This window comes from Bdellovibrio sp. HCB290 (genome assembly GCF_047305925.1).
Taxonomy (GTDB): domain Bacteria; phylum Bdellovibrionota; class Bdellovibrionia; order Bdellovibrionales; family Bdellovibrionaceae; genus Bdellovibrio.
On record NZ_CP178620.1, the window covers coordinates 1,857,496 to 1,883,291 of the forward strand.

22 protein-coding genes and 1 tRNA gene are annotated in these 25,796 nt (G+C 45.8%); 14 read left to right on the forward strand and 9 right to left on the reverse strand.

Annotated features, from left to right (window positions below; all coding sequences use genetic code 11):
• Window positions 1-6: 6 nt before the first annotated feature.
• Entirely contained in the window at window positions 7-444 is a 438-nt protein-coding gene (locus ACLVWU_RS09210) for a cupin domain-containing protein (protein ID WP_413578693.1), read from the reverse strand.
• A gap of 288 nt (window positions 445-732) precedes the next feature.
• Between ACLVWU_RS09210 and ACLVWU_RS09215 the strand changes: the two genes are divergently transcribed.
• The 8 genes from ACLVWU_RS09215 (at window position 733) to ACLVWU_RS09250 (ending at window position 11,342) form a co-directional block, all read left to right on the forward strand.
• Complete coding sequence (locus ACLVWU_RS09215; protein WP_413578694.1) at window positions 733-1,674, forward strand: hypothetical protein; 942 nt, start codon at window positions 733-735, stop codon at window positions 1,672-1,674.
• A 131-nt stretch (window positions 1,675-1,805) separates the two neighbouring features.
• Window positions 1,806-5,342 carry a DNA polymerase III subunit alpha gene (dnaE, locus tag ACLVWU_RS09220; protein WP_413578695.1) on the forward strand — a complete coding sequence of 1,179 codons (3,537 nt, stop codon included), beginning with the start codon at window positions 1,806-1,808 and terminating at the stop codon, window positions 5,340-5,342.
• A 5-nt stretch (window positions 5,343-5,347) separates the two neighbouring features.
• Window positions 5,348-6,514, forward strand: a complete 1,167-nt coding sequence (locus ACLVWU_RS09225; RefSeq protein WP_413578696.1) for a hypothetical protein — start codon at window positions 5,348-5,350, stop codon at window positions 6,512-6,514.
• A gap of 10 nt (window positions 6,515-6,524) precedes the next feature.
• Entirely contained in the window at window positions 6,525-7,451 is a 927-nt protein-coding gene (locus tag ACLVWU_RS09230) for a hypothetical protein (protein ID WP_413578697.1), read from the forward strand.
• A gap of 39 nt (window positions 7,452-7,490) precedes the next feature.
• Window positions 7,491-9,242 (forward strand): substrate-binding domain-containing protein, encoded by a 1,752-nt coding sequence (locus ACLVWU_RS09235; RefSeq protein WP_413578699.1) that lies wholly within the window; start codon window positions 7,491-7,493, stop codon window positions 9,240-9,242.
• A gap of 58 nt (window positions 9,243-9,300) precedes the next feature.
• Window positions 9,301-10,692: an asparagine--tRNA ligase gene (gene asnS, locus ACLVWU_RS09240; RefSeq protein ID WP_413578700.1), complete on the forward strand. Its 1,392-nt coding sequence runs from the start codon at window positions 9,301-9,303 to the stop codon at window positions 10,690-10,692.
• Window positions 10,693-10,793: 101 nt separating this feature from the next.
• Window positions 10,794-11,189, forward strand: a complete 396-nt coding sequence (locus ACLVWU_RS09245; RefSeq protein WP_413578701.1) for a hypothetical protein — start codon at window positions 10,794-10,796, stop codon at window positions 11,187-11,189.
• Window positions 11,190-11,266: 77 nt separating this feature from the next.
• A tRNA-Val gene (locus tag ACLVWU_RS09250) sits at window positions 11,267-11,342 on the forward strand.
• A 9-nt stretch (window positions 11,343-11,351) separates the two neighbouring features.
• Here the strand turns inward: ACLVWU_RS09250 and ACLVWU_RS09255 are convergent.
• From ACLVWU_RS09255 to ACLVWU_RS09270, 4 genes are all read right to left on the reverse strand, one after another.
• Complete coding sequence (locus ACLVWU_RS09255) at window positions 11,352-11,714, reverse strand: hypothetical protein (protein WP_413578702.1); 363 nt, start codon at window positions 11,712-11,714, stop codon at window positions 11,352-11,354.
• Between the two features lie 13 nt (window positions 11,715-11,727).
• Window positions 11,728-12,426: an isochorismatase family protein gene (locus ACLVWU_RS09260; RefSeq protein ID WP_413578703.1), complete on the reverse strand. Its 699-nt coding sequence runs from the start codon at window positions 12,424-12,426 to the stop codon at window positions 11,728-11,730.
• Between the two features lie 75 nt (window positions 12,427-12,501).
• Window positions 12,502-12,867, reverse strand: a complete 366-nt coding sequence (locus ACLVWU_RS09265) for a DoxX family protein (RefSeq protein WP_413578704.1) — start codon at window positions 12,865-12,867, stop codon at window positions 12,502-12,504.
• A 96-nt stretch (window positions 12,868-12,963) separates the two neighbouring features.
• Window positions 12,964-13,242, reverse strand: coding sequence for a hypothetical protein (locus ACLVWU_RS09270; RefSeq protein WP_413578705.1), 279 nt, complete (start codon window positions 13,240-13,242; stop codon window positions 12,964-12,966).
• 173 nt (window positions 13,243-13,415) lie between these two features.
• Here ACLVWU_RS09270 and ACLVWU_RS09275 point away from each other — a divergent pair, with 173 nt between their 5' ends.
• The gene (locus ACLVWU_RS09275) at window positions 13,416-14,027 is read left to right on the forward strand and encodes a glutathione S-transferase family protein (RefSeq protein ID WP_413578706.1); all 612 of its coding nucleotides are present in this window, start codon (window positions 13,416-13,418) and stop codon (window positions 14,025-14,027) included.
• On the opposite strand, the gene ttcA is transcribed toward ACLVWU_RS09275, so the two are convergent.
• Window positions 13,969-14,793: a tRNA 2-thiocytidine(32) synthetase TtcA gene (gene ttcA, locus ACLVWU_RS09280; RefSeq protein ID WP_413578708.1), complete on the reverse strand. Its 825-nt coding sequence runs from the start codon at window positions 14,791-14,793 to the stop codon at window positions 13,969-13,971. The genes ACLVWU_RS09275 and ttcA overlap by 59 nt on opposite strands.
• The gene (locus tag ACLVWU_RS09285; protein ID WP_413578709.1) at window positions 14,774-15,832 is read right to left on the reverse strand and encodes a mechanosensitive ion channel family protein; all 1,059 of its coding nucleotides are present in this window, start codon (window positions 15,830-15,832) and stop codon (window positions 14,774-14,776) included. The genes ttcA and ACLVWU_RS09285 overlap by 20 nt, the downstream gene beginning before the upstream one ends.
• 114 nt (window positions 15,833-15,946) lie before the next feature.
• Between ACLVWU_RS09285 and ACLVWU_RS09290 the strand changes: the two genes are divergently transcribed.
• The 4 genes from ACLVWU_RS09290 (at window position 15,947) to ACLVWU_RS09305 (ending at window position 21,024) form a co-directional block, all read left to right on the forward strand.
• The gene (locus ACLVWU_RS09290; protein ID WP_413578711.1) at window positions 15,947-17,494 is read left to right on the forward strand and encodes a hypothetical protein; all 1,548 of its coding nucleotides are present in this window, start codon (window positions 15,947-15,949) and stop codon (window positions 17,492-17,494) included.
• A 122-nt stretch (window positions 17,495-17,616) separates the two neighbouring features.
• Complete coding sequence (locus ACLVWU_RS09295) at window positions 17,617-18,282, forward strand: L,D-transpeptidase family protein (RefSeq protein ID WP_413578713.1); 666 nt, start codon at window positions 17,617-17,619, stop codon at window positions 18,280-18,282.
• A gap of 206 nt (window positions 18,283-18,488) precedes the next feature.
• The gene (locus ACLVWU_RS09300) at window positions 18,489-20,423 is read left to right on the forward strand and encodes a hypothetical protein (protein WP_413578714.1); all 1,935 of its coding nucleotides are present in this window, start codon (window positions 18,489-18,491) and stop codon (window positions 20,421-20,423) included.
• A 124-nt stretch (window positions 20,424-20,547) separates the two neighbouring features.
• Window positions 20,548-21,024 (forward strand): RDD family protein, encoded by a 477-nt coding sequence (locus tag ACLVWU_RS09305; RefSeq protein ID WP_413578716.1) that lies wholly within the window; start codon window positions 20,548-20,550, stop codon window positions 21,022-21,024.
• Here the strand turns inward: ACLVWU_RS09305 and ACLVWU_RS09310 are convergent.
• Together ACLVWU_RS09310 and ACLVWU_RS09315 are read right to left on the reverse strand one after the other, a co-directional pair.
• Window positions 21,007-22,149, reverse strand: coding sequence for an RNA methyltransferase (locus ACLVWU_RS09310; protein WP_413578717.1), 1,143 nt, complete (start codon window positions 22,147-22,149; stop codon window positions 21,007-21,009). The two genes, ACLVWU_RS09305 and ACLVWU_RS09310, sit on opposite strands and share 18 nt — an antisense overlap.
• Complete coding sequence (locus ACLVWU_RS09315) at window positions 22,146-22,784, reverse strand: 2'-5' RNA ligase family protein (RefSeq protein ID WP_413578719.1); 639 nt, start codon at window positions 22,782-22,784, stop codon at window positions 22,146-22,148. The genes ACLVWU_RS09310 and ACLVWU_RS09315 overlap by 4 nt, the downstream gene beginning before the upstream one ends.
• Window positions 22,785-22,843: 59 nt before the next feature.
• Between ACLVWU_RS09315 and ACLVWU_RS09320 the strand changes: the two genes are divergently transcribed.
• A complete protein-coding gene (locus ACLVWU_RS09320) occupies window positions 22,844-25,720 on the forward strand; it encodes a M28 family peptidase (protein ID WP_413578720.1) in 2,877 nt (958 codons plus the stop codon).
• The last annotated feature ends 76 nt before the right edge of the window (window positions 25,721-25,796 follow it).

Sequence of the window (25,796 nt, forward strand, 5' to 3'; positions counted from 1 at the left end):
TTCGATTTAATGCTGGTGAGTTTGCCCCTCTTTGGCGTAATCCACCATGCCTTGGAAATCGATAAGTACCACGGGGTCATTACCGACCACCCATGCATCATGTCCCGGAGGAACTAAAGACACTTCACCGGGGCCGCATTCGATTTCTTTGCCGTCATCCATTTTTATTCTTAAAGTTCCCGCAACGTGGTATTGAAAATGCGGCGCCTTGCAGCTGTCCGTTTGTGCAATCGGTTTTACGGATTCAGACCACTTCCATCCAGGCTGTAAAGTCGCACGTCCTACGACAGCGCCATTGAAATCCAGTAACTCAAGTCGTCCCAATGGGAATTCGCGCACTTCCTTTGACTCAGAGAAATCCAGGGCAGTTAATGCACCCTCCACATTAGAATTTCTATTTTGCTGTTGGGAAGGGGAAGAAGAATTTGATGTTTGCAGACTCATATTTGCCTCCTGTACTCATCATAAAGCAACTTGCGAGTACTCGGGAGCTTTCGCTGGCTGTTTCTGCCAGAAGGTCTCTTTGATTGCTGTTTTTTGCGAATGCTTACGCTCTGATAACATTTCAAAACAGACGGACGTTGGCCCCTGTTTTGGCTTTGTTAAGGTTCATATTCCAATCTGAATTTTTACCAGTTTTCGATCTGTGTTTTAACGCTGGGTCTGGTGCTTGTTGGGCAACGTGGTAAATCTAAGTAAAGCAAAATAGGAACAGGAATTTCGGAGGTTGTTGTGAATCGAGTTAAATGGGTCTTGCTTGGTGTAACTTCACTGGCAGCAGTGGCGCTTGCGGCTGAACACATACTTTTTCAAACGGCGGGAACTTCCGCATTTGGATACGTAAAGGATATTAACAATCTTCGTCAGGTCAGCAAAGTTCTTCAGGATTACGAGCTGTTTGTAATCTATAATCAACAAAACTCCAAAGATGATCTGTATCTTGTCGATACCAACTTGAAAACAAAATACTCACTGGATGTCGATGGCATCACCGGAAAACTGAAAATGAATGCGCGAACCGGCGATAATTTGCAGACGCAGCTTTGGGAAAAAGCCGAGGATGCGACTTCCGTGAATTTCGATCACCAATTCGGGTTGGTGACCACAGGGCTTTCCCAATGCTGTGGAGCGAATACGGGCTATCGCATTTACGATGTTAAATCAGGATACATGATTATTTCATTCAACTCATTTTCAGAGAACCCACAGGTGCAGCATCCCTTTGTCCTGGATGTGCCTAATTCACAAATGCCGCAAAGATATATTGGTGTGATCAGTGCTGATAGTACCAGAGATCAGGATTTTGGTGCGCCAGATGCTGGCAAGGTGAAGACTGCTTTGGTGAAAATGGGAATTGTAAATAAATTTTATCAGCGCTTGCAAATTGATATGACCGTGGCCAATGGATATGCGCCAAGTGTCTTGGCGGTGACGATGGAGAGAAATCCCAATGTGACTGACAGCGATAAGATTGAGATATCCCGCGATGTCGCAACGCTTTGGAATATTGATGGTGGCGCAGATGTAACCAAGGTCGAGGGAGTGCAAATTAAGATTATTTTGAATGGTGGCTTGGGGGATAAAACTGTGATTATTCCTGTTGTGAAGGATCGCTTAAGTCTAGATCAAGCAACAGTCCCTGAGGGAGTGAGTTTAAAAGCTCAATCCAATTAGCTTAGCGGTCGCGACTTCAGTTTTGGCGTCATAGGAGTCAAGGCAAAGATGAGCAAAAACTTGCACCATCGGAGGGGTTAACGCAAGGCTCCTAAATTGAATAAACGACATAGCTAAGATATGAATTTGGCATGTCTTTTGTTCATCTTCACGTTCACTCAGAATACTCTCTTTTGGAAGCTGCCTGTCGCGTAAAAGCCATCGCTAAAAAAGCGGCGGCAATGAATATGCCGGCAGTGGCTTTGACCGACAACGGTAACATGTTTGGTGCCGTTGAATTTTACTTTGCTTGTAAAGACAACAACGTCAAACCCCTTCTGGGTTTGGATGCGTATCTTGCTCCGGGTTCTCGATTGGAAAAAAAGCAAGATCGCGATCAAGTGGCTCAAGGTCCGCGGCGCCTGGTTTTTCTGGCGCAAAATCAAAAAGGTTACCAGAATCTTTGCAAGCTTTCGACTATCGGTTATCAGGAGGGTTTTTACTGGAAGCCTCGTATCGACTACGAAGTGATCAAGGAATACAATTCTGATTTGATTTGTCTGACGGGTGGCTTGCGTGGAGAAGTTGCTGAAGCCTTTATGAAAGAAGGCGCAGACGCTGCTCTTGCGAAAATTCGACAATTGAAAGAAATCTTTGATGATCGCCTGTATTTGGAAATGTGCCGCACCGGCGTTCCAGAGTGGGATCAGATTAATCCGTTCTTGCTGGAAGCTTCGAAAATCACAGGCGTGCCTGTTGTGGCAAGTAACGATGTTCACTACATGACTCAGGATGATCAGATCGCCCAAGAGGTATTGATCTGTATCGGCACCAATAAAACTTTGAGTGATGAAGGTCGTTTCCGGTTGGGAACAGACGAATTCTATTTGAAAAAACCAGAGCAGATGGTGGAATTGTTCTCTGATATTCCAGAGGCCATCAGCAATACTTTGCAAATCGTCGAACGTTGCGATGTGAAGTTCAAGCTTAAAGACGATACGGGTAAGCCGATTTATCACTTGCCGACATTTCCGACCGATGAAGGTGTGACTTTGAAAGAAGACATCGCCCGTCGTTCAAAGGAAGGACTGTTGCTTCGTTTTGAAGAAGCCGCTGAACGTGGCGAACCGGTTCCTGAAGAGAAAAAACCGGAATACTACACTCGCCTTGATTATGAACTTGGTATTATCGATCGCATGGGCTTCAACGGTTATTTCCTGATCGTTCAGGACTTTATCGGTTGGGCCAAGGATCATGATATTCCGGTAGGGCCGGGTCGGGGATCCGGTGCGGGCTCCCTGGTTGCTTATGTTTTAAAAATTACGGATTTGGATCCGCTTCCAAACTTCCTGCTGTTCGAGCGTTTCCTGAATCCAGAACGTATCTCCATGCCCGACTTCGATATCGACTTCTGTCAGGATCGTCGTCAGGAAGTGATTCGTTATGTGACCGAGAAATACGGTCAGGCTTCGGTTTCTCAGATCATCACCTATGGTAAATTGCAAACTCGTGCGGCACTGAAAGACGTGGGCCGTGTGTTGGGAATGCTGTTCGCTGAAGTGGATCAAGTAACAAAATTGATTCCAGATAAACTGGGTATCAGTCTGAAAGAGTCTTTGGAGATGGAGCCCCGACTTACAGAGATGATGGAGATGAATCCCACTGTAGCGACTTTGATCGACCTTGCCCAACGTGTGGAAGGTATGGTTCGAAACGCAGGTATCCATGCGGCCGGTGTTATCATCGGTGATGGTCAGTTGGTGAAGCATGCGCCGCTTTACAAGGGTGCTGATGGCGAGCAAGTCGTTCAATACGACATGAAGCATGCCGAAAAAATCGGTTTGATTAAGTTCGACTTCCTGGGTTTGAAGACCCTGACTCATATCAACATGGCCCTGAAGCTGATAAAAAAGAATCGTGGCAAAGTGATTACTTCGCGCCTGATTCCAATGACGGATCCGGCCACTTTCGAAATGATGTCACGGGGTGATACCGCCGGCGTGTTCCAGTTCGAGGGTGAGGGCATCACCGATGCCACCCGTAAGATTCGTCCGTCCAGTTTTGCTGATATTACTGCGATCACGTCATTGTACCGTCCCGGTCCGATGGCAAATATTCCAGACTTTACAGATCGTAAACATGGCAAAGCGCCGGTGGAATACTTGCTGGAAGATACCAAAGAGGTTCTATCTGAAACCTACGGTATCATGGTCTATCAGGAACAGGTTATGGGTATCGCCTCCAAGATTGCGGGTTACTCCCTGGGTGAAGCCGATATGCTTCGTCGTGCGATGGGTAAAAAGATCAAAGAGGAGATGGATCAACATCGCGAACGTTTCATGAAAGGTGCCATCGAAAGAGGTCACAACAAAGAGCGTTCTTCCGAGTTGTTTGATTTGATGTATAAGTTTGCGGATTACGGTTTCAATAAATCCCACGCCGCTGCTTACTCTGTCGTTACGTTGCAGACAGCATGGTTGAAGTGCCATTATCCTGTTGAATTCTTTGCAGCACTTCTTTCCACCGAGTTGTCTGATACTGAAAAGATCGTAAAGTACTCGAAGGACGCCGCAAAACGCGGAATCACGGTGAAGTCTCCCCATGTTAATTTCTCTGAGTACTTCTTTGGAGCTCATGGTGAAGAAGTTTACTTCGGTCTGGGTGGTATTAAGGGCGTCGGGCAAAATGCGGTTGAAGCCATTGTTGAAGCGCGTGAAAACATGCCAGACAAAAAGTTCAACACCCTGGATGAATTCTTCAACGCCATTGATTTACGACGTGTGAATAAAAAAGTAATTGAATGTCTAATCAAGGCGGGTGCTTTCGAGGGATTTGGGGCACATCGTGCTCAATTGATCGCTGGCTATCAGAAATTCCTGGATCGTGCTCAAGGTTTGCAAAAAGACCGCGAGTTAGGGCAGTCCTCTTTGTTTGATTTGGGGCCTTCAGCCGAGACTGTAGTTAAACTTGAAGAGGTAAAGCCATGGAGTCGTACTGCGACCCTGGCTTATGAAAAAGAAGTCCTGGGTTTTTATCTGAGTGATCATCCGTTAAAAGGTTTCGATACTCTTTCAGAGATTTTTACGACATGTAAGGTGATTGATTTGCCAGCACAGATGCCGGCACATGGCTCCCCAGAGTGGGAAGCCATGCAGGCTGCTAAAAAAGACTGGAAGAACCGCGATGCCGCTAAAAAACGTGTGATCGTGGCCGGTCTCATTACCGAACTGCGTGAGCTGATTACTAAAAAAGGAACTCGCATGGCATTCGGTAAGATCGAGGATCTGACCGGGGCTGTGGAGTTGGTGATTTTCCCGGATGCCTTTGCCAAGAATGGGGAACTGCTAAAGGACGAGCGACCAATGCTGATCGGTGGCGGCCTTGAGGTCGAGGAAGGTGTTGCCAAGATTATGGTGGACTCGGTCTCTCCCCTTGAAGATATACTTAAAAAAACCAAGCGCATGGTCTTTAGGCTGGATCGCATTCCATATGAAGATTATGGGCGACTGAATTCCCTGATGAAGGATAATCCCGGTCCAACGGCAGTAAGTCTGGAAATTGATATACCCGACGTCCGTCGCCGTGTGATGATGGAGGTAGGCGATATATCCGGAGTCAGCGTCAGCAATGAGTTCTTTGAGGGCGTCCACTCGTTGTTTGGACGAACGGATTTTATTGAATTGAGGTAAGAACAATGCGTTTTGCAACTTTGATGGTTTTCTTCTTGATGTTTTCTTCCGCGGCATTGGCGCAACAGGCTGAGTTGTTAGAGCGAAACTTTGCCGGCACTTCCAAACAAACCACGCCTCAGGCAGCAAAAGCTGATATTCAAAATCAGGCAGCTCAAAAAATTTCCGAAGAGGTCATAAAGGATCTTATCGGGGAAGAGCGCTATACAAAAAATAAATCATTGATCGCCAATAAAGTGATCAAGCTTTCGCCGCGTTATATTCCCTTTGTAAAGCCGTCACCGATCTCCCAAGAGGGTGAAGAATTCAAAATGACAGTGAATATGAAAGTTTCGCTGACTGACTTGAAACAACTTCTGCAAGTAAATTCCCTATTGAACGAAAACGACACGATTCCGGTGGTTTTACCAGTGATCAGTTTCGTGGATCGTGTGGAAGGTCGAAGTTTTCGTTGGTGGCAACCATCAAGTGATAAGAATCAAAGCTTCCTGGTAAAACAAAATCGCACTCTGGAAGAGGCACTGCGTGGTTCATTCTTAAAGAACGGGTTCTATGTGATCAAGCCGGTTGAATCCGGTTTGGGGGTGAATGTCCCTGGCAGTTATCAAAATGAAAGAGTTGCCGGAGATGATGCACAATTTTTCGCACAGTATTTCAATGCACCGGTTTTGATCGACGGTCAGGTTTATCTTAGCAAGGCAGATAAGGGTAACGGCTTTAAAATTGAGGTTCGCATGACTGCAGTTCAGGTCAGCAACGCGCGCCCTATAGCGGATGTTTCGCGCCGTTACGACGTGCAGGGATCATTCGATGGTGCAGTTGATAAAAAAATCCGCGAGGTGGCGGAGACAGTTTCCAGCGATCTTTCCTCTCAGGTTTTTGAAGCTTGGCAACGGGGTTCAGTGGGGACCTCGGTTATTCGCGTGACGGTGACTGGCAAGCATACGCTGCCATCAATGGAGGCGTTAAAAGAGCGCATTCGGTCCCAGTTAACTCAGGTTAAAAATATTCGCGAACGTCTGGTGAGTTCTGATTCGGTCAGTTTTGAAGTTGATACAGCAGTTTCAGCCAATGAACTTGCGACCAAACTTGAAGCTTTGGACGTCAATGGTAAGAAACTTGTGAAAGTTTCTGAAGACCGGGAAGAGATCGTTTTAAGACTGGCGCAATAAGGAGGCTCTGGTGAGATTGCTTTTGGCTTTGACAGTTGTGATGTCCATGGTGGGATGTATGACTGTAAATCGGTCCGGAGGACCGCAACGCGATGTTCGTGATGAGAATCAAGTTTCCTTCAAGAACGATTCCGCACCAAGAAAACGCCTGATGATTTTGCCGTTTTTGGATTCATCTGAAAAACGCCCGCAAAGTGTTCGCGATCGTGCGCGCACGGCATTTATTGCTGATCTAAATCGTTCCGGCGAATTGATCGCTTTGGATAGTCGTGAATTAAATCTGGATTTAACAAAAATGATGGACCCCGCTGGTGGTTATAAGTTGGCTGAAGTGGCCAAAGCTGCCAATGCTCTGGGGGTCAATGCCGTCCTGGAAGGGCGTGTGTTGGACGTTCGTGTAAAAAGAAGCGCGGATAATGTCGGTGTAGTTCGACAGTTGACGACGGGTTTCGAAGTCGTGGCGCAAGTGCGCGTTGTCACCGCTCGTGGTGGTCAGGAAATTTTTAACACTATTAAAACGGTGACCTTAAAAGACCAGGGTGTGCGTGTTGGCGAGCGCGTAGAGTCTGACAAGTTTTTGCAAAATAATCCGGACATGATTGAAGTCATTGTTAAAGATGCCTTTTTGGATTTTTCCCCACAGGTTCTAACAGCGCTGGAGAAAATTTCCTGGGAAGGAAGAATTGCGGCAATACAGGGTGATCGCATTTATTTGAATGTTGGCAAAATCTCTGGCCTGGAAATGGGTGACCTTTTGAAGGTCATTGAAGAGGGTGATGATATTTATGACCCCGAGAGTGGGACGCATATTGGTCGTGCTCCAGGACGCCTTAAGGGAACTCTTGAAGTTATCTCCTACTTCGGAACTGATGGCGCAATTGCAATAATCCATAGCGGCTCCGGCTTCAAAGAAAACGACCGCATCGAGCTCTATTAATTTCTGTATTTACAAATTGAATCAGGATAAGATTAAGGCGTGAAAACTATTTTTGCGCTTTGCCTTATTAGTTTGTTTTCTTCAGTCTCATTTGCGAAAGACTGGAAGGTTGCTGTTCTTTATTGGAGTATGAAAATCGAAGGCCAGGTAGCTATGCGCAAGGGCCTTGAAGAACAGATTCAAAAATTCAACACCGAAAACAAAGGCAAAAACTCTGTCACTCTGGTTCCCTATGTAGCTGGAGAAGGCCGAAAAGGAATTGAAAATCAGGCGACGCAAATGCAGCAGGTGTTAAAGGATAAGCCTGATGCTATCGTGATCCAGCCGACAGACAATTCAGCTTTGGCAGCGGGCCTTGAAGAGGCTAACGCACTAAAGATTCCGGTTATCGCCTATGATCAATACATTGTGAATGGAGAATTGACGGCTTTCCTGACCAGTGCCAACTATCACGCGGGTCAGGACAACGGCCAATTCATAACGTCTTTATTTAAGCCGGAACAAAGAATCAAAATAGCGGTTTTTGAATATCCGGCGGTGTCTTCCACAACCGAGAGGGTTGATGGTTTTTTTGATTCTTTGCGGGAACAAAATGCCAAGTTTGATGTTGTTGGTGTTTACCAGGCAGTGGATCCTGAGTCGGGAAAGCTAGCGGTTAAAAAGTTTCTTAAGGACTTTCCTGGTAAAGGCAGTGTTGATGTGGTTCTGACCGTTAATGACGGTGGTGGTCTGGAAGTTGTTAAAGAGCTTTTTGCTAAGAAAAGAACTGAAATTCGTCATGTCACCTTTGATGGCGATCCCGAATCTGTCGAAAATATTCGGCAAGGTCGCCTGACAGTTATAAATTCTGCGCAATTCTGCGGAGAATTGGGGCGGGAGACTGCGCGAGCTTTGGTGAAGGTACTTAGTGGAAGTCCTGTTGATCGAAAAATAAGAGTGAATACATTTCCAATCACGAAAAAGAATATTGCAGATTATCCTGGCTGGATGGGGATTCCGAAGCTTCAGACTTCAAAAAAAGTAGACCGACCGGCTCCAAGTATTTTGCCACGCGAAGAGTTTGATCGAAATCAAAAGCGTATCATTCGGATTGGCACGACACCATTGTGTCCCTATATATGTGAAAAGTCTCCCGGTGTTTGGACAGGGTATTTGTTTGAAATATTGGGCGAGGTTTCCAGAAGTCTGGGCGTCGAACTGCGTCTTGAGAACGTGACACCATCGCGCTTAAAACAGGGATTGCAGAATAGGAAACTCGACTACATTATCGCCCCGGAGTATCTGGTGCGTTATATGGATGACATTTTGATAGTAGGGCCTCAGTTAGGCGTAAACTATACGGGAGCCCTGCTGCCAAAAGCAAAGAAAGCGCCGCAAATTTTTGATCCACAGTCTTTGGCGAATCAGAAGATTATTTATTCGGATTTCGGCTTTCAAGATGGTCGCATTGAAAATGAGTTTTCTGGGCAAAAGATCAATAAGTTGTCGGGATCTGACGTTGTGGAGAGAATGTTCCGCATTGTGGCACAAAAACGCATGGATGTGGCTCTAGGGGACTATAATGTTCTTAGGTATTATCTGGTGCGGGATAAGGGGCAGTTTACCCTTCATCCGACCTCAATCACTGGTTTCAGCTTTTTGGTTCTGGTGGGATTAAAGAAAAACCCTCAAGTCCACCTTCTTGGGGATGGTTTGAGTGAGTGGTTTGTGCAATCCCGAAAGAACACTCATCTTCAGGAGATTTTGGGGCGTTACAACCTGGCGGATTGGAATATCCTGGCTCGCGATTAAAATATTGATTTTATAGCGAAAAATACATAATCATAGAGAGTCTGTGAAAGGGCTATCTATGCAAACAACTCTGGTTAAATCACTTTATAGAGAAACTGAAAAACACCTGGATAAAGAAATCCAAATGTCTGGTTGGGTTCGTAAGATCCGTGACCAAAAGAATTTTGGCTTTATTGAGTTGAATGATGGTTCTTTCTTTAAAGGTGTTCAGGTTGTTTTCGACGACAAACTTGCAAACTTTGAAGAGTTGGCCAAGCTTTCTATCGCAAGCTCCATCATCGTCACTGGTAAGGTTGTAAAATCCCAGGGTGCAGGTCAGTCCTTTGAAGTTTTGGCTTCAAAGGTTGAAGTGATTCAAAAAGCCTCTGCAGAATACCCTTTGCAAAACAAACGTCACAGCTTCGAGTACCTGCGCGAGATCGCTCACTTGAGACCTCGTGGTAATACATTCTCTGCGGTCTTCCGCGTGCGTTCTGTGTTGGCCTATGCCATTCATAAGTTCTTCCAGGATCAAAACTTCGTATATGTGAATACGCCCATCATCACGGGTTCTGACGCCGAAGGTGCGGGCGAAATGTTCCGTGTAACGACGTTGAAGCTGGATAACCCGCCGAAAACAGCAGATGGTAAAATTGATACTTCCAAAGATTTTTTCGGCAAAGAAACGAATCTGACGGTGTCAGGTCAGTTGAACGGTGAAACGTTCTGTGCGGCTTTCCGTGATATTTATACTTTTGGTCCCACATTCCGTGCAGAGAACTCAAATACTTCCCGCCATGCGGCTGAGTTCTGGATGATCGAGCCTGAAATCGCATTTGCGGATTTGTCTGCAAATATGGAATTGGCTGAAGACATGATCAAGTACATCATCCGCTATGTGATGGAGCAATGTCCGGAAGAAATGGAATTCTTCAATCAGTTCATCGAAAAAGGTCTGTTCGATAAGTTGAACAACGTATTGAACAATAATTTTGCGCGCGTGACTTACACTGAGGCGATCGACATTCTGAAAAAATCAGGTAAGAAGTTTGAATTCGCGGTGGAGTGGGGTATCGACATGCAATCCGAGCATGAAAGATTCCTGGCTGAAGAGCATTTCAAACGTCCGGTTTTCGTGACGGACTATCCAAAAGAAATCAAAGCGTTCTACATGAAACTGAATGCGGATGGTAAGACAGTTCGTGCGATGGACCTGTTGGCGCCTGGAATCGGCGAAATCATCGGCGGCTCGCAACGTGAAGACAATCTGGAAATCCTTGAATCCCGTATGACGGGTCATGGCCTTCATCTTGAAGACTATTCCTTCTATACAGATCTTCGCAGATACGGCAGCTTTCCACACGCTGGATACGGCTTGGGCTTTGAACGTATGCTTATGTACGTGACAGGCATGACGAACATCCGCGACGTAATTCCATTCCCAAGAACACCAAACAACGCTCTATTCTAAAGAGCGTTGTTGTTCGATAAGAATAACAAGATACCTCCCATAAAATCTTTCGATATGACTCCCGTGGGATCTCCAGATTAGTTTTGCTGATTGGAGGTCCGATGAGGTTTGCCGTTTTGTTTCTGGTTTTGTTTGCCGCGAATAAGTCTTTTGCATCCATCAAATATGTACTAATGATGTCACCGCTGTCCGCTTCAGAGATGCCCTATGAAAAGGCAGATAAGTATTGTGACAAGTTAAAATCTCCCTGCGAGGTCACGAATACGTCAGTGGCTTGCGATGACAAAGTCTTCGAGAAATGGGCTGTGCCGGCCAAAGAGGAACTGGATCATCTGACCACCAAGAAGCATTCCGAGAAGTTCGTGTGGACGAAGTCCAGACTCTTTGCTGTCGGGGATGGCTTGCCGGTGGTCTATCGCTTTTCAAAAGGTGGTTCTTATGGTCCTAGTTTTGGGAAGAATCACAGAGTTCGTTGTATAAAATGGACGACAATCTAACAAGGATCCCGGTGTTGCGCTGAGCCATTTCTTGCGGAACCCCGGGGCAGCAGATAGATTTATCTTTCCAATTATGTGCGGATATAGCGTAGTTGGTAGCGCGCTTCCTTGACATGGAAGAGGTCACTGGTTCAAGTCCAGTTATTCGCACCAAATTTCTTCTTATTTCTTCGGCGCAGTTTTTTGTTTTAACGCCGGCTTTCCGTCGCTTCCAAGAAATTTAATTCCAGGGCTTTTATAGTAGCTGCCTGACGGGAAGGCTGAAAAGCTTGGGATGTCCAAGTTCAAAGTGTAAGCGTCACCTTGTGACAACTTTTGAATAACTGCTGACATCTTTTCAAAATTTTCCGGATCAGTCTTTGGAATATCCACCGTGAAGTGTGTGCTCTTGCCGTTGTGTTTGGTGCCCAGTTTTAACTCCAGGCTTTCCGGGTGATGTTTAACTTCCAATACTTTTATGTCATTTACTTGAGCGGCGATTGCCGGGGTAGTGATCAGGGATAAAGCGAAGATCCAGGTATTCATTTTTACTTCTTCCTTATCGTGTTGCAGGTTGTGATCGTTGTGGGCTTGTCTTTGTAGAGCCTCTGGTAAAACGCATTTGATTTTCAAAAAAGTCGATTGAAGAGGTTTCTTTAAAATCACATTGGTCTTTGCAAAATGGTTCCATACTTTGCCCCAGCAAGCCAGCATAAGGATAAACGAAGTCGCGATAATTGAAATCTGCAATTCCTTTGTTGTAGGCGACAACTCTGCAGCCACGATTGAGCCCTTGTAAAATACTGGCTTCAACGCAGGAACCGCCATTGGCGCCCATGACTAACAAAGTTCCGATGTTGTTTTGTTTTATATAAGAAATCAGTTGGTCCCTAAAGGTGTTATAGTCATGAAACATTCCGTCCGAGGTCTTTTGAAAAGTACGGGTGTTTGTGTAGCCACGCACAGCATCTTTTAAACGATAGTCGGTGGATCCTGACTCTGGTCCCAATAAATACTCGATAAAGACAATCGAGATGCCACTTTCGCGAGCCTTGGCAATCGCAAGAAGTTGCTGTTTGTGAAGCTCTTCCAGCTTGATTTGATTTTCTGGCTTTTTATGAGTTCCCGTGCGCTCTTTGAAGAATGATTGCATGTCGATGATAAATAATGCCGAATTACCAGCGTTCTCTGAACATGCTTCATGGGAGGTAGCTAGGGAAACAGAGCTGATTAAAAATATCAAAAGAAACGAACTCAAGACTGACTTCATCTCTCTATATATCGGCTACTTGAACAACTGTCTTTAAGCTGGACCCTGGTCTATTGTTTTCAACTAAGGTCTGCGCACCATGCGACCGTAGACGATGAAGGCACAAATCGCTGCTGTAACCAGCCAATAAATAATCGGTTGCATTGAATTGTCCCCTGAAAAGAAATGCAACAAGCAAAACGTCAGCATCTCCAGACCGATAATGCCTGCGGCAATCGGCACAAACTGAGTGTAGCGTTTGGTCATTGCCGGTATTACTAAAGCCAGGGCGCAAAGAATTTCAACGACAGCTAATGCGATCCAAATCGAAGGTTCAATTAAGACCAGGGACGGCATTGTTTCAGCTGGCGAGTGTGAGAATTTCCAAAGTGCGCCGATGCCGGTGTGTATTGCTAATAGGATTTGTAACACCCAAAGAGTTAGATTCATAAATCCTCCGATGCTTAAAGCCTAAAGCAAAAAGGCACTGAGTTCAATCAGTGCCTTTTTGCTTACATTTGGTTCAAATGTCTTGGGGGATGTATACTATTGGCAAAGACCGTCTGCAACGATACCGCGATCGGCATTGCCGCCGGACCATTCATGACATTTGCCATCGCTGAGGCGTTGATAAGTGTTTCCGCCGCAAAACTTATCAGAAACGATGCCGCGGTCAGTATCACTATCGCTCCAAATATGACAATTTCCATCACTCAGCCACTGATAAGAATCGCCATCACTCAGCCACGTGTTCGTTGTTCCAGCAAAAGCCGTGGATACGGATAGAACCAATAGAAATGTAGCTACAAAACCTCTCATCTTCATAAATACTCCTTTTTTTATTGCTATGCTTTATTCAGCAAGATGCAAACCAACCTCAAATCGTACTATTTGCTTAAGACCTGTAAATAGCATGAACGGGGCTCAATTTTGTTATCCAGGAAACTTGATGTTGCCTTTGGCGGGGGTCGGATATTCAATTTATCCTTGGGGGCAAGATGATAGATTTTTATACAGCAGCAACACCTAATGGCCATAAAGTCGCGATCATGCTTGAAGAGCTGGGGGTTCCCTATCTCAAACATATTATTGATCTAAAATCAGGGGAGCAAAAAAAGCCCGAGTTTTTGGCGATGAATCCCAACGGGCGCATTCCCGTGATCGTTGATCACACTCCCAAAGGGGATTTGCCGGTTTTCGAGAGTGCGGCGATTCTTTATTATCTCTCTGAAAAATATAATGGGAAATTCTTCGGTTCTAATTTGCAGGAGCGCACATCTGCGATGCAGTGGATGATGTTTCAAATGTCAGGTGTGGGCCCTAATTTCGGGAATCTTTATTACGGTAAGAACTCAATGAATCCCCAAGTGCCGGCATTTGTTGAACGCTTCGAAAAAGAAAGCCGCCGTATCATTGGTGTTTTGGAGTTGGCTTTGGAAAAGTCAGAATACCTGGCGGGTAGTCACTATACGATTGCCGATATGACGACCTACCCTTGGATCGCAGCGAAGCTGCAAATGGCCCCAGAGATGTTTTCTGAGGCCCCGAAGGTTAAGCAGTGGGCTCAGAAGATTTCGGAGCGTCCTGCGGTTCAGAAGGCGATGGCTTAAGGCCTTTAAAATCCCACAACTCATGGTCCATCATTTGGCTGGGTTTCACATTGCCCATTGCCGTTTGGATGGACGCGTAGATGTTGGGAATTTCTTTTTCCAAATCACGCACCAGTTTCTTGATGCGCACGCGCTTTAGGCCGTCCTGGGAGCCGCAAAGGTTGCAGGGGATTACTGGGAAGGCCCAGGCTGCGGCAAGTTCTTCGATATCGCGCTCAGACACATAAGCCAAAGGACGAATCAAAATATTACGACCGTCATCAGAGCGTAGTTTTGCTGGCATTGCAGCGGTCGTGCCCACATAAAACAAATTCAACAGCGCCGTGTGAACAACGTCATCACGGTGATGACCCAGGGCCATTTTAGAGAATCCCAAATTGTGGGCGTAGTCATAAAGAACCGCACGACGAAGACGAGAACATAAAGAGCAATAAGTATTGCCTTTGATTTTCTCTTTAACGATCGAGTAGGTGTCTTTTTCAATAACGTGAAGTTTGACACCGATCGATGCCACCCAAGCTTCAAACTTTGAAGAGTCGAAGCCCGGTTGTTTTTGATCCAGAATCGCAGCTTCCACCTGGAAACTGCGCTCAGAGCGGCGTTGAATTTCTGTCAGAAGTGCCAGTAAAACACTGGAATCCTTACCGCCAGAAACGCAAACCATCAGTTTGTCGCCGTCTTCGATCATGTTGAAATCGTTCAAGGCCTGAACGATTTGCTTGCGAATTTTAATTGCGAGCGGGTGCTCAAAGTTTAGAGATGTCATCGGGGGTATTTTTAGTCGAAATCTCGATGACTTGTCGAGCTAATTTAATACCCGCCGACGTCAGTTCTGCAATACCCCGCGTATAAACCTTATCTCCAATGCTGTATTGGGAGCTATAGTGGTCGATAAAGTAAATAATTTTCAGTTCCACCCAATTATCATTGGCATCAGACACATAGGCCCAAGGGGCCGGAATGCCACGCACCTCGCCAATGCCGGCCACGATCTTTTCCAGAATCTGTTTGGCCAATTCGATATTCTCGCCGTAAGCCAGGCGGAAAATCTGACGACGCAAAATAGGGTTGTCTGGCGGGGAGAAGTTAGAAATCTGCGCATTCGCCATAAAACGATTCGAGAAGGTGATGATCTCGTCAGAAAAGCCCACCAGAGTGGTCGATCTCCAAGAGATCTCCTTCACCTGTCCGGTGGCTTTCTGAATACCACTGGTGATTTCCAGCCAATCGCCAATTTCAAAATTGCGATCCAGCTGCAATGAAATCCCCGCAAAAAGATTGCCCAAGGTGTCTTGCAATGCCAAACCCAGAATAACGGAAGCCGCCGCCGAAGTTGCCAGCAATGGCCCCAACTCCAATCCAAAGATGCGATTGATGCCCCAGAACAGAAGGACGATGGACATGAGCAGTGAAAAAATATTTACAAGGAGCAACGGTACACCGTGCTTCATCGAACCTAGAAAAAGGTACTGAAGCACCATCAGGCGCGTGGTTTTAACAAATACGATGTTGGCCCAGATAAATGTTAACAACGCAAAGTACGGTGTGAAACGGTTGAAGCTTGCTAGCTGAGCTTCAGAACTTTGCATAAAAATAAACAGCACAAACAAAAAGCTCAGAATAACAAAATGGCGAATCAAAATACGGAAGTGATTGCGGATACTTTTGTGTCGCTCTTCACTCACTTCTTTTAAAAAGAATTTATAAAACAGCCAGGAAATTGCGAGCAAACATCCAATCAGAATGAAGCCTTCCAGTTGAAGAATGTCGTACAGTACCTGAATTTTGATGAACTTCTCTGCCATGCATTCCCCACCGTCGTTAACCATTAGTATAGTGACTAATTTTTAGTCTAGTCGAGGGAAAATTTTTTGTCGAAAACGGTTAGGCAGCTGCGTCGATAAACCGATAAGTTTCACATGAGAAACTTAGTATTATCCTTAAGCGCATCCGTTTTTTTAGCTGCTTGTGGGCAACAACTTCCTGTTGCTATTGATGATATGGCATCTCAGACCGTTTCAGACATTGCTTGTAAAGATCAAAAGCTGGAAGAAAAACTCTACGACGGTTTAAAAAGTTATTTAATCGAACAAAAAACAATTCCCACTGCGGAAGAGTTGAAGTCCGCGATGAAAATCCACGTGGATAAACTATCCAAAAAGAATCCGCGTATGACGGCCGCACAAACGGCTCAGGTTCAAAAGGATCTGGATGGTTTGGTGGACTCCTTGCTGGCAGAAGCACCGCAAGGCGAGCGTGTGGAAAACTCTGACCAATTACTGATTTTACTTTCAGCGATTGATGTGGGTGATCGCTCGACAACTTTTCGTAACTATATGCAGGATCGCGTGCGCGCGAATTTCAATCAGCTTTCAACAACAGTCAGAGCTATGGATTTGAACTGCCCCGAAGATTCAGGTACGGGTTCAGGTTCAAATAATGCATCTGGAACTGATCCGGTTCAGCCTACAACTCCAGAGATTGAAGTTAATTCAGATTTTGAGTATCACAAAAAGCAAGCCGTTGCTGCCGGAGTGCCTTTGGCGGTATTTGGTGAGCGTTGGGCTTTAGCGACAGCTTACCAGTCATGTAACAGTGTGAAGATCCCAGCTTTGGATGACAGTGTTGGCGATATTCAAGGTATTGCCATTACGGGCAAGCACTCTGACGGTGTTGGTAACAAGCGCATGATCGCCAGTCTTTCAAAAGTTCAGACGACGCATCCCTATTTAAAAGAAGAATCCAATTATCCTTCGAGCTGCTTTAACGTACGCCAGAATCCGCTGATCTATGATTACGGTGGCAAGCCTTACGCAACAACAGCCTCAAGTTCTCCCATTAATTTCTTTAAAAACAGCGGCAGCGGTACCAGTGTTCTGGGTATTGATTGCTCTGCTTATGTATATTCATCAATGGCCACCGTGGGTTTACGTGTAAAAGAAGGTCGTGCCTTGAAAGGATCGGATTCCTGGGCATGGGGATCCACGGCATTTGTGGAGCCTGCGAAAAATGGACTGACTTGTTTAAGCAAAATCACGGTGACCCCAGATATGAGTTTGAAGGCGGGTGATATCGTGGCAGTTCCAGGTCACGTCTTGTTGGTCGATAAGGTGGGTGCCGATCCATTTGGTATCGCCAATGCCAGAACGACTAGTGACTGCAGTAAAATCACATCAGAGGACTTTGACTTCTCGGTGGCGCAAAGCTCCCCAAGTAAAGAGGGCGTGGGAATCAATCACTCTGTGGCTAAAGACTATCTACCGACCAGTGAAAAGATGAAGGCGGGCCTGCAAAAGTATGCTTACTATGCATGCCTAGCGAAGATTAATGCGAAAAACTACACACCGAACTTGGGTACTTTGTCGGTGATTCGCCACAAGGGTACATCAGCTTGTATGGATAAACGGGTGGTATTGGCTCAGGAAAGCTGCATCCAATCCTGCTCCTCCAGTGTATTTACTCGGTAATTTCCCTGAAAAAAGGAAATGGTTCACGAGGGCTCCACATGTTGGGGCCCTTTTAAATTATAAAAGAGAAATATCCGAAGCAATCCTTTGTTTTAAGCTTTGGGTGGGCTATAACGGCCCCCATGAAAACACTGTCTATCCTGGTTTCTATTCTAGTTACAGTTTCTGGCGGTTTAGCCCATTCAGCATCAGACTCTTATTGCGACGATATTACGAGATTGGATCACCTGCCTCGTTTGAATTCAGAGCAATTCAAAAATTTCTTTATTGATGGCACCAAGGTCGATCGCATCGTGATCTCCAAAGATCGCAAAAAACTCTATGCTTTGCGCTCAGATGTTGTTCTGAAAATCTATGATGTGGCATTTGGTGGAGCGCCTTATGGGCACAAGCAGTTCGAGGGCGATAACAAAACGCCAGAAGGCACATACACGATTGACTCCAAGAATCCGGAGAGCTTGTTTTACCGTGGACTCCATATTAGTTACCCCAATAAAGCGGATCGCGCCTATGCAAAGTCCAAAGGTAAATCAGCTGGCGGCGATATTATGATTCATGGGTTCCCAAATGACCCAACGAAGAATGCCTTGGTGACTGCAGTCCATCCATTTTACAACTGGACCTCGGGTTGTATTGCGGTGACGAATCTGGAGATTGAACAACTTTATATGATGACTGGTAAAGGTACGACGGTTGAAATCTGCAAAATGAGTGCGCCGCCGCAAACACCATATCCGGTTCCGCCACCTCAGGACCCGAATCCACCAGCTGAAGATGTGGAACAATAGGTTCCCTAAGAAGCTCCCCATGGGAGCTTTTTTTTATGTCAAAAATAGTCCAGTAATCGAAGGAATTCTTCGAGAATCTGAGGATATCCCATAACATAATACAAAGCGTGAATCATTTTGGCACAAGGATCTAGGTCGAGCAACCTCAGGTTCTTGTTAAGTAATTACCGTGATGTACCGAAAAGAACCACAACTATGAGGTCGTTATGAGATTGAAATTGAAGCCGATGTCAGCCATCAAAACACTTGCAGCCAGTGCATCCATATTTACATTTTGTATGGCGCCGGTAGCACAAGGTGCAGCAGCGGCAAATCAAAAGCAATTGGTTAACCAGTTTTTGAAAGAGACGAAAATCTCCACTCAAAAACAAACTGTCGGCCAATTCTGGCAACGTGTTCGTCACGTTTTCCCCAAGCAATCGCAAAATCAAATGGATCAATGGGTGCGCATCAATGGTGATCAACCAATGCCTACTGTTGAAGCGACAAGCTTTAAGGGACCGGATGGTAAAGAGCAAATTCGTTTGAACTTGTTGTCCAGCGACGGCAAGACGATGACATTGACTTTCACTGGTGACGAAGACCGTTTTGTTAAGGTCAACTCTGTGTATTTGTCTGAAAAAGACGTTCGCAGATATAAAAACCTTGATCCAATCGTGGCTAAGCTTGCCAAAGACCCAATGATCAAAAAATCATTGCAGGTTCCGGTTGTGAATACTGCGAAAACCGTGAAGACTTCCAAATTCACAACTCAAAAAAGATTCCTAAAAGGTCGCGAGATCGCGAAACTTCCAACTCTTCGTGCGCAAGTGGATTATTTGCTTCGCATGAGAGCTGCATCTGAAGTAGCGGATAAAGTGTTTACTTCTGGTGGTAAAAAAGGTGCGATGAACGAGATTCTGAATCATCAGGATCCAGTTCAATATGTATGGAGCTTGATGATTCCAGATGTAAATGCAGCGACGGGGCCTTGTGTGGCTTCCGGTTGGATTGCTTCATATCATCAAAACTCTTGTGCTCGTGCTGATATGGGTCGTGATACTTTGATTGCAAAAGCTCGTGAGCTTCCATTTAATGAGACAATTAAAGCGAAAGTTGAGTCTTGTGCTAATTCGGGTGGTTTGCCATGTAATCCAATGATCTTCGGTTTTGAAGATAACAACGGCACACCTCATTGTATTACGAAGTCTGTGAAAACAGCGACTCGTCAATGTAATGAAAGAGCTCCGTTGTCGACAGCAGGTAAAGAAAAAATTATCCAATCTATCGTGGCTGCAAAGGGTAAAGACGGTTCACTTTGTAAGTTGAATGGTGAATCGACAGTATCTCAGTCTTGCTTGGATGCTCTTGATAACTATACTGATGGTCTAAGACAGCATTATTCCAATGCAGCTGAGTTCTGTACAAGTGGTACGGTTAAAACGCCTGAAGACAAAGCTTCATGGGTTACTCGTTCAGATATTAAAGGTGACCAAGCTCAGGCTTGTGATGCTTTGAGAGATCGTTACTTCGGCCTTGCTGCATTGGTTGACCAGGGTCCACCAATTACAATCGCTCCTCCGCCAATCAAAGAGGACAACTGTGCTAAGGAAACTCCGGGCACAAAAATGAATGCAAATGGACAGTGTGTTTGTGAATCTACGAATGCGCCTCCAACGGATTCTCAGTCTCAACAAATTGGTGAAGATATCAAAAAAGAGTGCGTGGCAGCTGTCGGTGTTGCTGGTGCTGGTGAAAAAGTAGCTAAAGAAGAAGAATGCTCTGAGTGGAGCTGGTGTAAAAAGAAAGCCCTTTATATCGGTGTCGGTGTGGGCTTGACGCTTCTACTTGCTGGTCTTCTGTTGTTGAAAAAAGACAAGAAGAAAGACAAAAAAGATCCAGAGTATGAAACTCCGGCTCCAGGACCAGAACCTACAAATCCAACGACGTGTGTGGCTCCAAATACACTAGTCAACGGTGTTTGTACTCCTCCAGGATCTGTGATCGAAACTCCGGAACCGAATCCAGAGACTCCGACGTGTGACGCTCCGAATACGATCGTCAACGGAGTATGTACTCCACCGGTGATCGTACTTCCTGAACCTCCTCCATCAGAAGGTGGAACGACGGATGGAACAGTGATCAACGGCGGCGTACGCTAGAAGTCACATGACTTTTAATCACGAAATCGACAAACAAGAAAATCCACAGCGGGCTCCTCGGAAACGAGAAGCCCCTGTGCCTTTAAGGGGTCCGTCAAAGGACCTTTTTAAGTCTTCGAAGAGTATGGGGTTTGTCGGTACGGGATTTCAAGGTGGACCTTCCCGTAAACGCAAAGGTTATCGCCTGGCTTTGTGGTCGTTGCTGGCTTCATTCGTGGATTTTCTAATTTTGATTGCTATCAGCTGTGCTTTTCTAATCGTGTTTTCAGTCTTGATGAAAACATCCGCAAGCGGCGTTTTGAAAATGCTCTTTCATTCTGAATCGCAAATTATGTTACTGGCTGAAATCTTTGCGGTTAGTAGCTGGGTGTATTTGATTTCCATGCGTGCCTTTATGGGCTCCAGCATTGGCGAGTGGGCTTGTAATATTCGACTGGGCAAACCCCACGAACGATTGGAATCCCGCTATATCCTGCGGGTTTTAGCGCGAACCACATTGATTGTTCTGACTGGGGTGATCGTACTGCCAGCTTTATCCCTGATTTTGGGCGGCGATCTGCCAGGTAAGATCAGCGGTCTTCGTCTATTTTCTTTGAAGTAATCCTAAAACTTCATAGTGATGCGTCTGCGGGAATTGATCCAGTATCGCAAGCTCAGTTAATTCATAACCAAACGACTGCAGTCGCTGCATATCAATCGCCATGGATTCCGGGAAGCATGACATATAAATAAAAAACGGCGGCCTTTGTTCGGCCTTTAAGGACTCTAGCGGATTCAAAAATCCCATCAATCCTGAGCGCGGCGGATTGGCCAGAACACCATCAAACTGCGAAAAATCCTGCAGAATCTTTTTTTGAAAATCCCCACGGTAAATGGTTAATTTATCTGCATGCTTTTGTAGTTCGGAAGGTAACATAAGAACTGTTTTCTCCAGACCTTCCAAAGACAACGCATCGATTTCACAAGCTAGAACTGATTTTGCCGTCGCCAGTGCTGGCAAAGTCAAATTCCCAATACCGGAGCCGAACTCAATGATACGAGCTTCCGGATGTTGTCCTACCCATGCTGATATTTTATCCGCAATAAACGTATTTGCTTTCAGACTTGGCTGAGTGAAGCTCGCAACGTGACAGAAGAGATCGACTGGAACCTTATTCATCCAAGTCGTAAACCACTTGTTAAGCTCTGGATCTTTTAGTTTGAATTCGCTGCCATTCCAAACCGGAATCTTGCGGCGTTGACCGATCTCGACGAAAGTTTTTTCCTGTAGCTCGCGCAAAATGTTTTGCTCATCCAACAGTGATTTAATATCGATATTTGCAAAATCCAGCCAGACTCCGCGCTCGCCACGGGGGCCTACGCGCAGACGAATGGAGCCTTTAGTGAAGGGCCACTTGATCTTGCGAAACTCCGTATACCATTTTTGCAGTTCCGGTGACAGTTGGGCACAAACCTCAATGTCGACGATTTCCCGTGAGTTCTTACCATAAAGCCCCAGGCGTCCATCCTGAAGGCTGAAATCCAGGCGGTCTCTTAGGTAGGCCGCACCGGCGGAAAGAAAGTCGATATGCTTTGGAGTTTGAATTCCGTGATTGCCTAAAAGTGCGCGCAATTCTGAAACTTTGGATTCGGCTTGTTTGCCATAGGGGATATCCAGCAACTGGCAGCCAGAGCAGGTCTTTTCATAAGGGCAAAGGATGAGTGTTTCAGGATCTATTGCAGTCATTTAGAACGGGGGCCAGGCTCCATTTTGTATATGCAGCTGGCAGCATCTTTAGTCACGCCATCTTCATAGTGTAAGTCGCGCTCAGTATACCCCAGAGTCACGTGCGGGAAAAACAATTCCGCTTTAAATTCACCGGATTTACCACCTTTTTGAAGATATAACTCTTCGATGGACTTGCGAATCTGGAAAAGGGCTTCGGATTCCACCACCACGAAATACGTGGTTTCCTCTTTTCCATTCATTTTAAGCTGGCCTTGCCCCAAACACAGGGGGCGATAGGGGCTTTTTTGGATCTGTAACTTTTCGGCGATGTTGTGAATATCTTGCATTCTTAGATGGCGGCTTAATACCTTATCGTACTCAACCGGGGTGATCACGGTGATGTGAACCTCGCCGCGATTCTTCAATGATTTTTGCAGTCTGGATTCCAGTTGCCGCAAAATGGGTTGGTAACCTTCATAAGGCAAATTCATCGCCAGATAGTTTTTAAATGATCCAGTTCCAACGTGAGGAATAAATGCCGCCGGAGTGTAGACTTCGTCGGTATAGACAAGTTCTGGCATCGAAGAGGGCGTTCTAAGAGTCGTGCAGGAACTTAGCGAAAGCATAATGAAAACCCATTGAATTGCGCGCACAAGCATCCCCCTAAGGTATTTGACTTACTGAGCGTTGTACTTCTAGCCTACAGTCATCTATGAAAAAAGTAAAAGTGCTACTTGGAAATCTTTTGTGCTTATTCGTCTTCACTGCTTATGGTGAAACACCCGTGGGGAACTTCGTAAACACTCCGAACAGTCTGCTGGGTGAAACGCGGCAGCTGACTTTTGTGGGACCCAAATCCGGGGAGGGTTATTTCAGCCCCGACGGTCGTCATATGATTTTTCAAAGCGAAAGGGAGCCCGGCAATCCTTTCTATCAGATGTATGTGATGGATTTAAAAACCGGTGACACGAAACGGGTTTCCCCGGGAACAGGTAAAACCACCTGTGGATGGATTCATCCTTCCATGAAAAAGGTGATGTTCTCCTCGACCCATGCTGATCCAGATACAAAAAAGAAAGCTGCTGATGAGTTTGAGAATCGCAAGAAGGCCGTTAAATCCAAGTACTCATGGAGTTATGATGCGACTTACGACATTTGGACTTCAGATCTGAATGGTCGCAAACTTCAACGCCTGACCAAAGAAAAAGGCTATGACGCTGAAGGGGCTTACTCGCCTGATGGCAAACAGATTGTGTTCGCTTCAAATCGAGCGGCGTATCTTGGGAAGCTATCGGAAGAAGATCAAAAGTACTTTGCGCAGGACCCGTCCTACATGATGGATATTTACATCATGAATGCCGATGGTTCTGGTGTGAAACGTCTAACTGATTCCAAAGGTTACGATGGCGGTCCATTTTTTAGCGCAGACGGTAAAAAGATCACATGGCGCCGCTTTAACGCCACAGGCACTATGGCGGAAATCTACACAATGAATACGGATGGTTCGGAGCAGACGGCCATCACAAAGTTAAAATCAATGTCCTGGGCTCCATTTTTTCACCCCTCGGGTGATTACATTGTTTTCGGGTCCAGTGTTATGGGTTTTGCAAATTTTGAACTGTTCATTGTCGATACCGCAGGCAAATCCGATCCGGTGCGAGTGACCTTTGCTGATGATTTCGATGGACTGCCAGTTTTTACTCCCGATGGCAAAAGCCTTTCCTGGACCCATCGCAATCAAAAAGGGGATTCACAAATAGTGATGGCAACCTGGGATGATTCGCAGGCACGCCGACTTTTGAATCTTCCTCCGGCGGATCCGATGAAAGTTTCTTTGGTGCCTGACATTCAGTCATCAGATCTGAAGACCTGGATCCACTATCTAACGCAGAAAGAATTTGCAGGTCGCAACACCGGTTCAAATCAGGAGAAAATCTACACCGAGAAAATCGCTGAAGCTTTTAAGGCTTGGGGGCTAAAACCTGCTGGAAACAACGGCACTTACTTCCAATCCTTCGAATTCACTTCAGGTGTCAGTCTGGGATCTAAGAATCTACTTGAGCTTGTGGGTAAAGGTCAGACATCTTACAAGATTTCTCAGGATTTCGAACCCTTATCATTTTCAAAAGTAGGTCCAGTCAGTGGTGCTCCCATAGTGTTTGCGGGCTACGGAATTAAAGCACCGGCATCTGACAAAGAAGCTGCCTACGATTCCTATAAAGATTTAGACGTAAAAAATAAATGGGTGATGGTCTTTTCGGATCTGCCGGCAGAAATCCCAGCACAGCGACGACAGTATCTGAATCTGTATGCGCGAATGCAACATAAGGTGACGGTTGCCAAAAATGAAGGTGCTGTGGGTTTGATCGTGGTTCACGGTCCCAGCAGCGAACTTAAAGACGATTTCGGCAAGATCAAATTTGAAGGCGCCTTGGCAGAGTCCAGTATCGCTGTGATTCGGATGTCGACGTCCTTGGCCGGGGATTTGGTCAAACGCGCGGATAAAAACCTGAAGGCAGAGCAAAAACAGCTTGATAAGGGCACAATGCAAACTGGTTTCGCCATTCCTTCCGTGTATTTGAAGGCAAATATTGATCTGCAGTTTCAGAAGTCTCAAGGTGCGAATGTGCTGGCAGTTCTTCCAGTGAAAGCACAAAGCTCGGTCCTAATCGGGGCGCACGGGGATCATTTGGGGTTGGGGACGAATGGAAGTTCGCTGGCGAAACACGATGAAGCTGGACACGTTCACGGTGGCGCTGATGACAATGCATCGGGAGTTTCCGGTGTTATGGAGCTGGCTCATTACTATGCGAACGTGCAAAAGACTCAGCCTGGAAAGCTTAAAAAGAACTTGATGTTTGCCGTGTGGTCTGGCGAAGAACTTGGGAATCTAGGTTCCACTTACTTCACCAAAAACTATAAAGGCAGCAAGCTTGAAGCCTATCTGAACATGGATATGATCGGACGTCTGCGGGACCGGCTGTTTGTTCAAGGTCTGGGGTCTGGTGATACCTGGAATGCGATGACGGAAAAGGTAGAGGCCCAAACGCGTGTGCCTTTGGTTTCGCAAGATGATCCTTACTTGCCGACGGACTCATTGGCGCTATACATGCATGGTATCCCGACAGCGAATTTCTTTACGGGTGCGCACCCTGAATATCACACGCCGCGGGATACGATGGAGCTGATCAACTTTGAAGGGTTGGTGAAGGTTCTTAATGTTGTTAGAAGCTACGGCGACCTCATTGCCATGGAGCCCAAGGAAGCCGTTCGCTATGTAAAGGTCGCAAGCTCTCAGAACAACATGGAAGGACGAAGTTTCCGGGTTTATGTGGGGACTATCCCAGACTATACCCAGGAAGGAACGAAGGGCGTCCTGCTTTCGGGTGTCTCTAAAGACAGTCCAGCTGAAAAAGCGGGACTTCAAGAGAAAGACATTTTGATAGAGTTCGACAACACGAAAATCGACAATATCTATGACTATGTTTATTCGTTGCAGGCCGTGAAACCGAACAAAGAGACCACTTTGAAAGTGTTAAGAGCGGGGAAAGTTCTGGAACTTAAAGTGACGCCGAAATTGAAAGAGTAATTGCACTCCCCCGGAATGTTTTTAAGGCTTGGGGGAGTCCAGGAAAATGAAAAGGGGAGTAGCTAACTCTCCTTTT

Excerpts from the sequence above, each read along its gene's own strand:
- ACLVWU_RS09285 (WP_413578709.1), bottom strand. The coding sequence starts at position 15,832 with ATGGCAGAGAAGTTCATCAAAATTCAGGTACTGTACGACATTCTTCAA.
- ttcA (WP_413578708.1), bottom strand. The coding sequence starts at position 14,793 with ATGACATCTCTAAACTTTGAGCACCCGCTCGCAATTAAAATTCGCAAG.
- ACLVWU_RS09245 (WP_413578701.1), top strand. The coding sequence starts at position 10,794 with ATGAGGTTTGCCGTTTTGTTTCTGGTTTTGTTTGCCGCGAATAAGTCT.
- ACLVWU_RS09310 (WP_413578717.1), bottom strand. The coding sequence starts at position 22,149 with ATGACTGCAATAGATCCTGAAACACTCATCCTTTGCCCTTATGAAAAG.
- ACLVWU_RS09265 (WP_413578704.1), bottom strand. The coding sequence starts at position 12,867 with ATGAATCTAACTCTTTGGGTGTTACAAATCCTATTAGCAATACACACC.
- ACLVWU_RS09290 (WP_413578711.1), top strand. The coding sequence starts at position 15,947 with ATGAGAAACTTAGTATTATCCTTAAGCGCATCCGTTTTTTTAGCTGCT.
- ACLVWU_RS09225 (WP_413578696.1), top strand. The coding sequence starts at position 5,348 with ATGCGTTTTGCAACTTTGATGGTTTTCTTCTTGATGTTTTCTTCCGCG.
- ACLVWU_RS09255 (WP_413578702.1), bottom strand. The coding sequence starts at position 11,714 with ATGAATACCTGGATCTTCGCTTTATCCCTGATCACTACCCCGGCAATC.
- ACLVWU_RS09305 (WP_413578716.1), top strand. The coding sequence starts at position 20,548 with ATGGGGTTTGTCGGTACGGGATTTCAAGGTGGACCTTCCCGTAAACGC.
- ACLVWU_RS09295 (WP_413578713.1), top strand. The coding sequence starts at position 17,617 with ATGAAAACACTGTCTATCCTGGTTTCTATTCTAGTTACAGTTTCTGGC.
- ACLVWU_RS09275 (WP_413578706.1), top strand. The coding sequence starts at position 13,416 with ATGATAGATTTTTATACAGCAGCAACACCTAATGGCCATAAAGTCGCG.
- ACLVWU_RS09270 (WP_413578705.1), bottom strand. The coding sequence starts at position 13,242 with ATGAAGATGAGAGGTTTTGTAGCTACATTTCTATTGGTTCTATCCGTA.
- asnS (WP_413578700.1), top strand. The coding sequence starts at position 9,301 with ATGCAAACAACTCTGGTTAAATCACTTTATAGAGAAACTGAAAAACAC.
- ACLVWU_RS09210 (WP_413578693.1), bottom strand. The coding sequence starts at position 444 with ATGAGTCTGCAAACATCAAATTCTTCTTCCCCTTCCCAACAGCAAAAT.
- dnaE (WP_413578695.1), top strand. The coding sequence starts at position 1,806 with ATGTCTTTTGTTCATCTTCACGTTCACTCAGAATACTCTCTTTTGGAA.
- ACLVWU_RS09300 (WP_413578714.1), top strand. The coding sequence starts at position 18,489 with ATGAGATTGAAATTGAAGCCGATGTCAGCCATCAAAACACTTGCAGCC.
- ACLVWU_RS09320 (WP_413578720.1), top strand. The coding sequence starts at position 22,844 with ATGAAAAAAGTAAAAGTGCTACTTGGAAATCTTTTGTGCTTATTCGTC.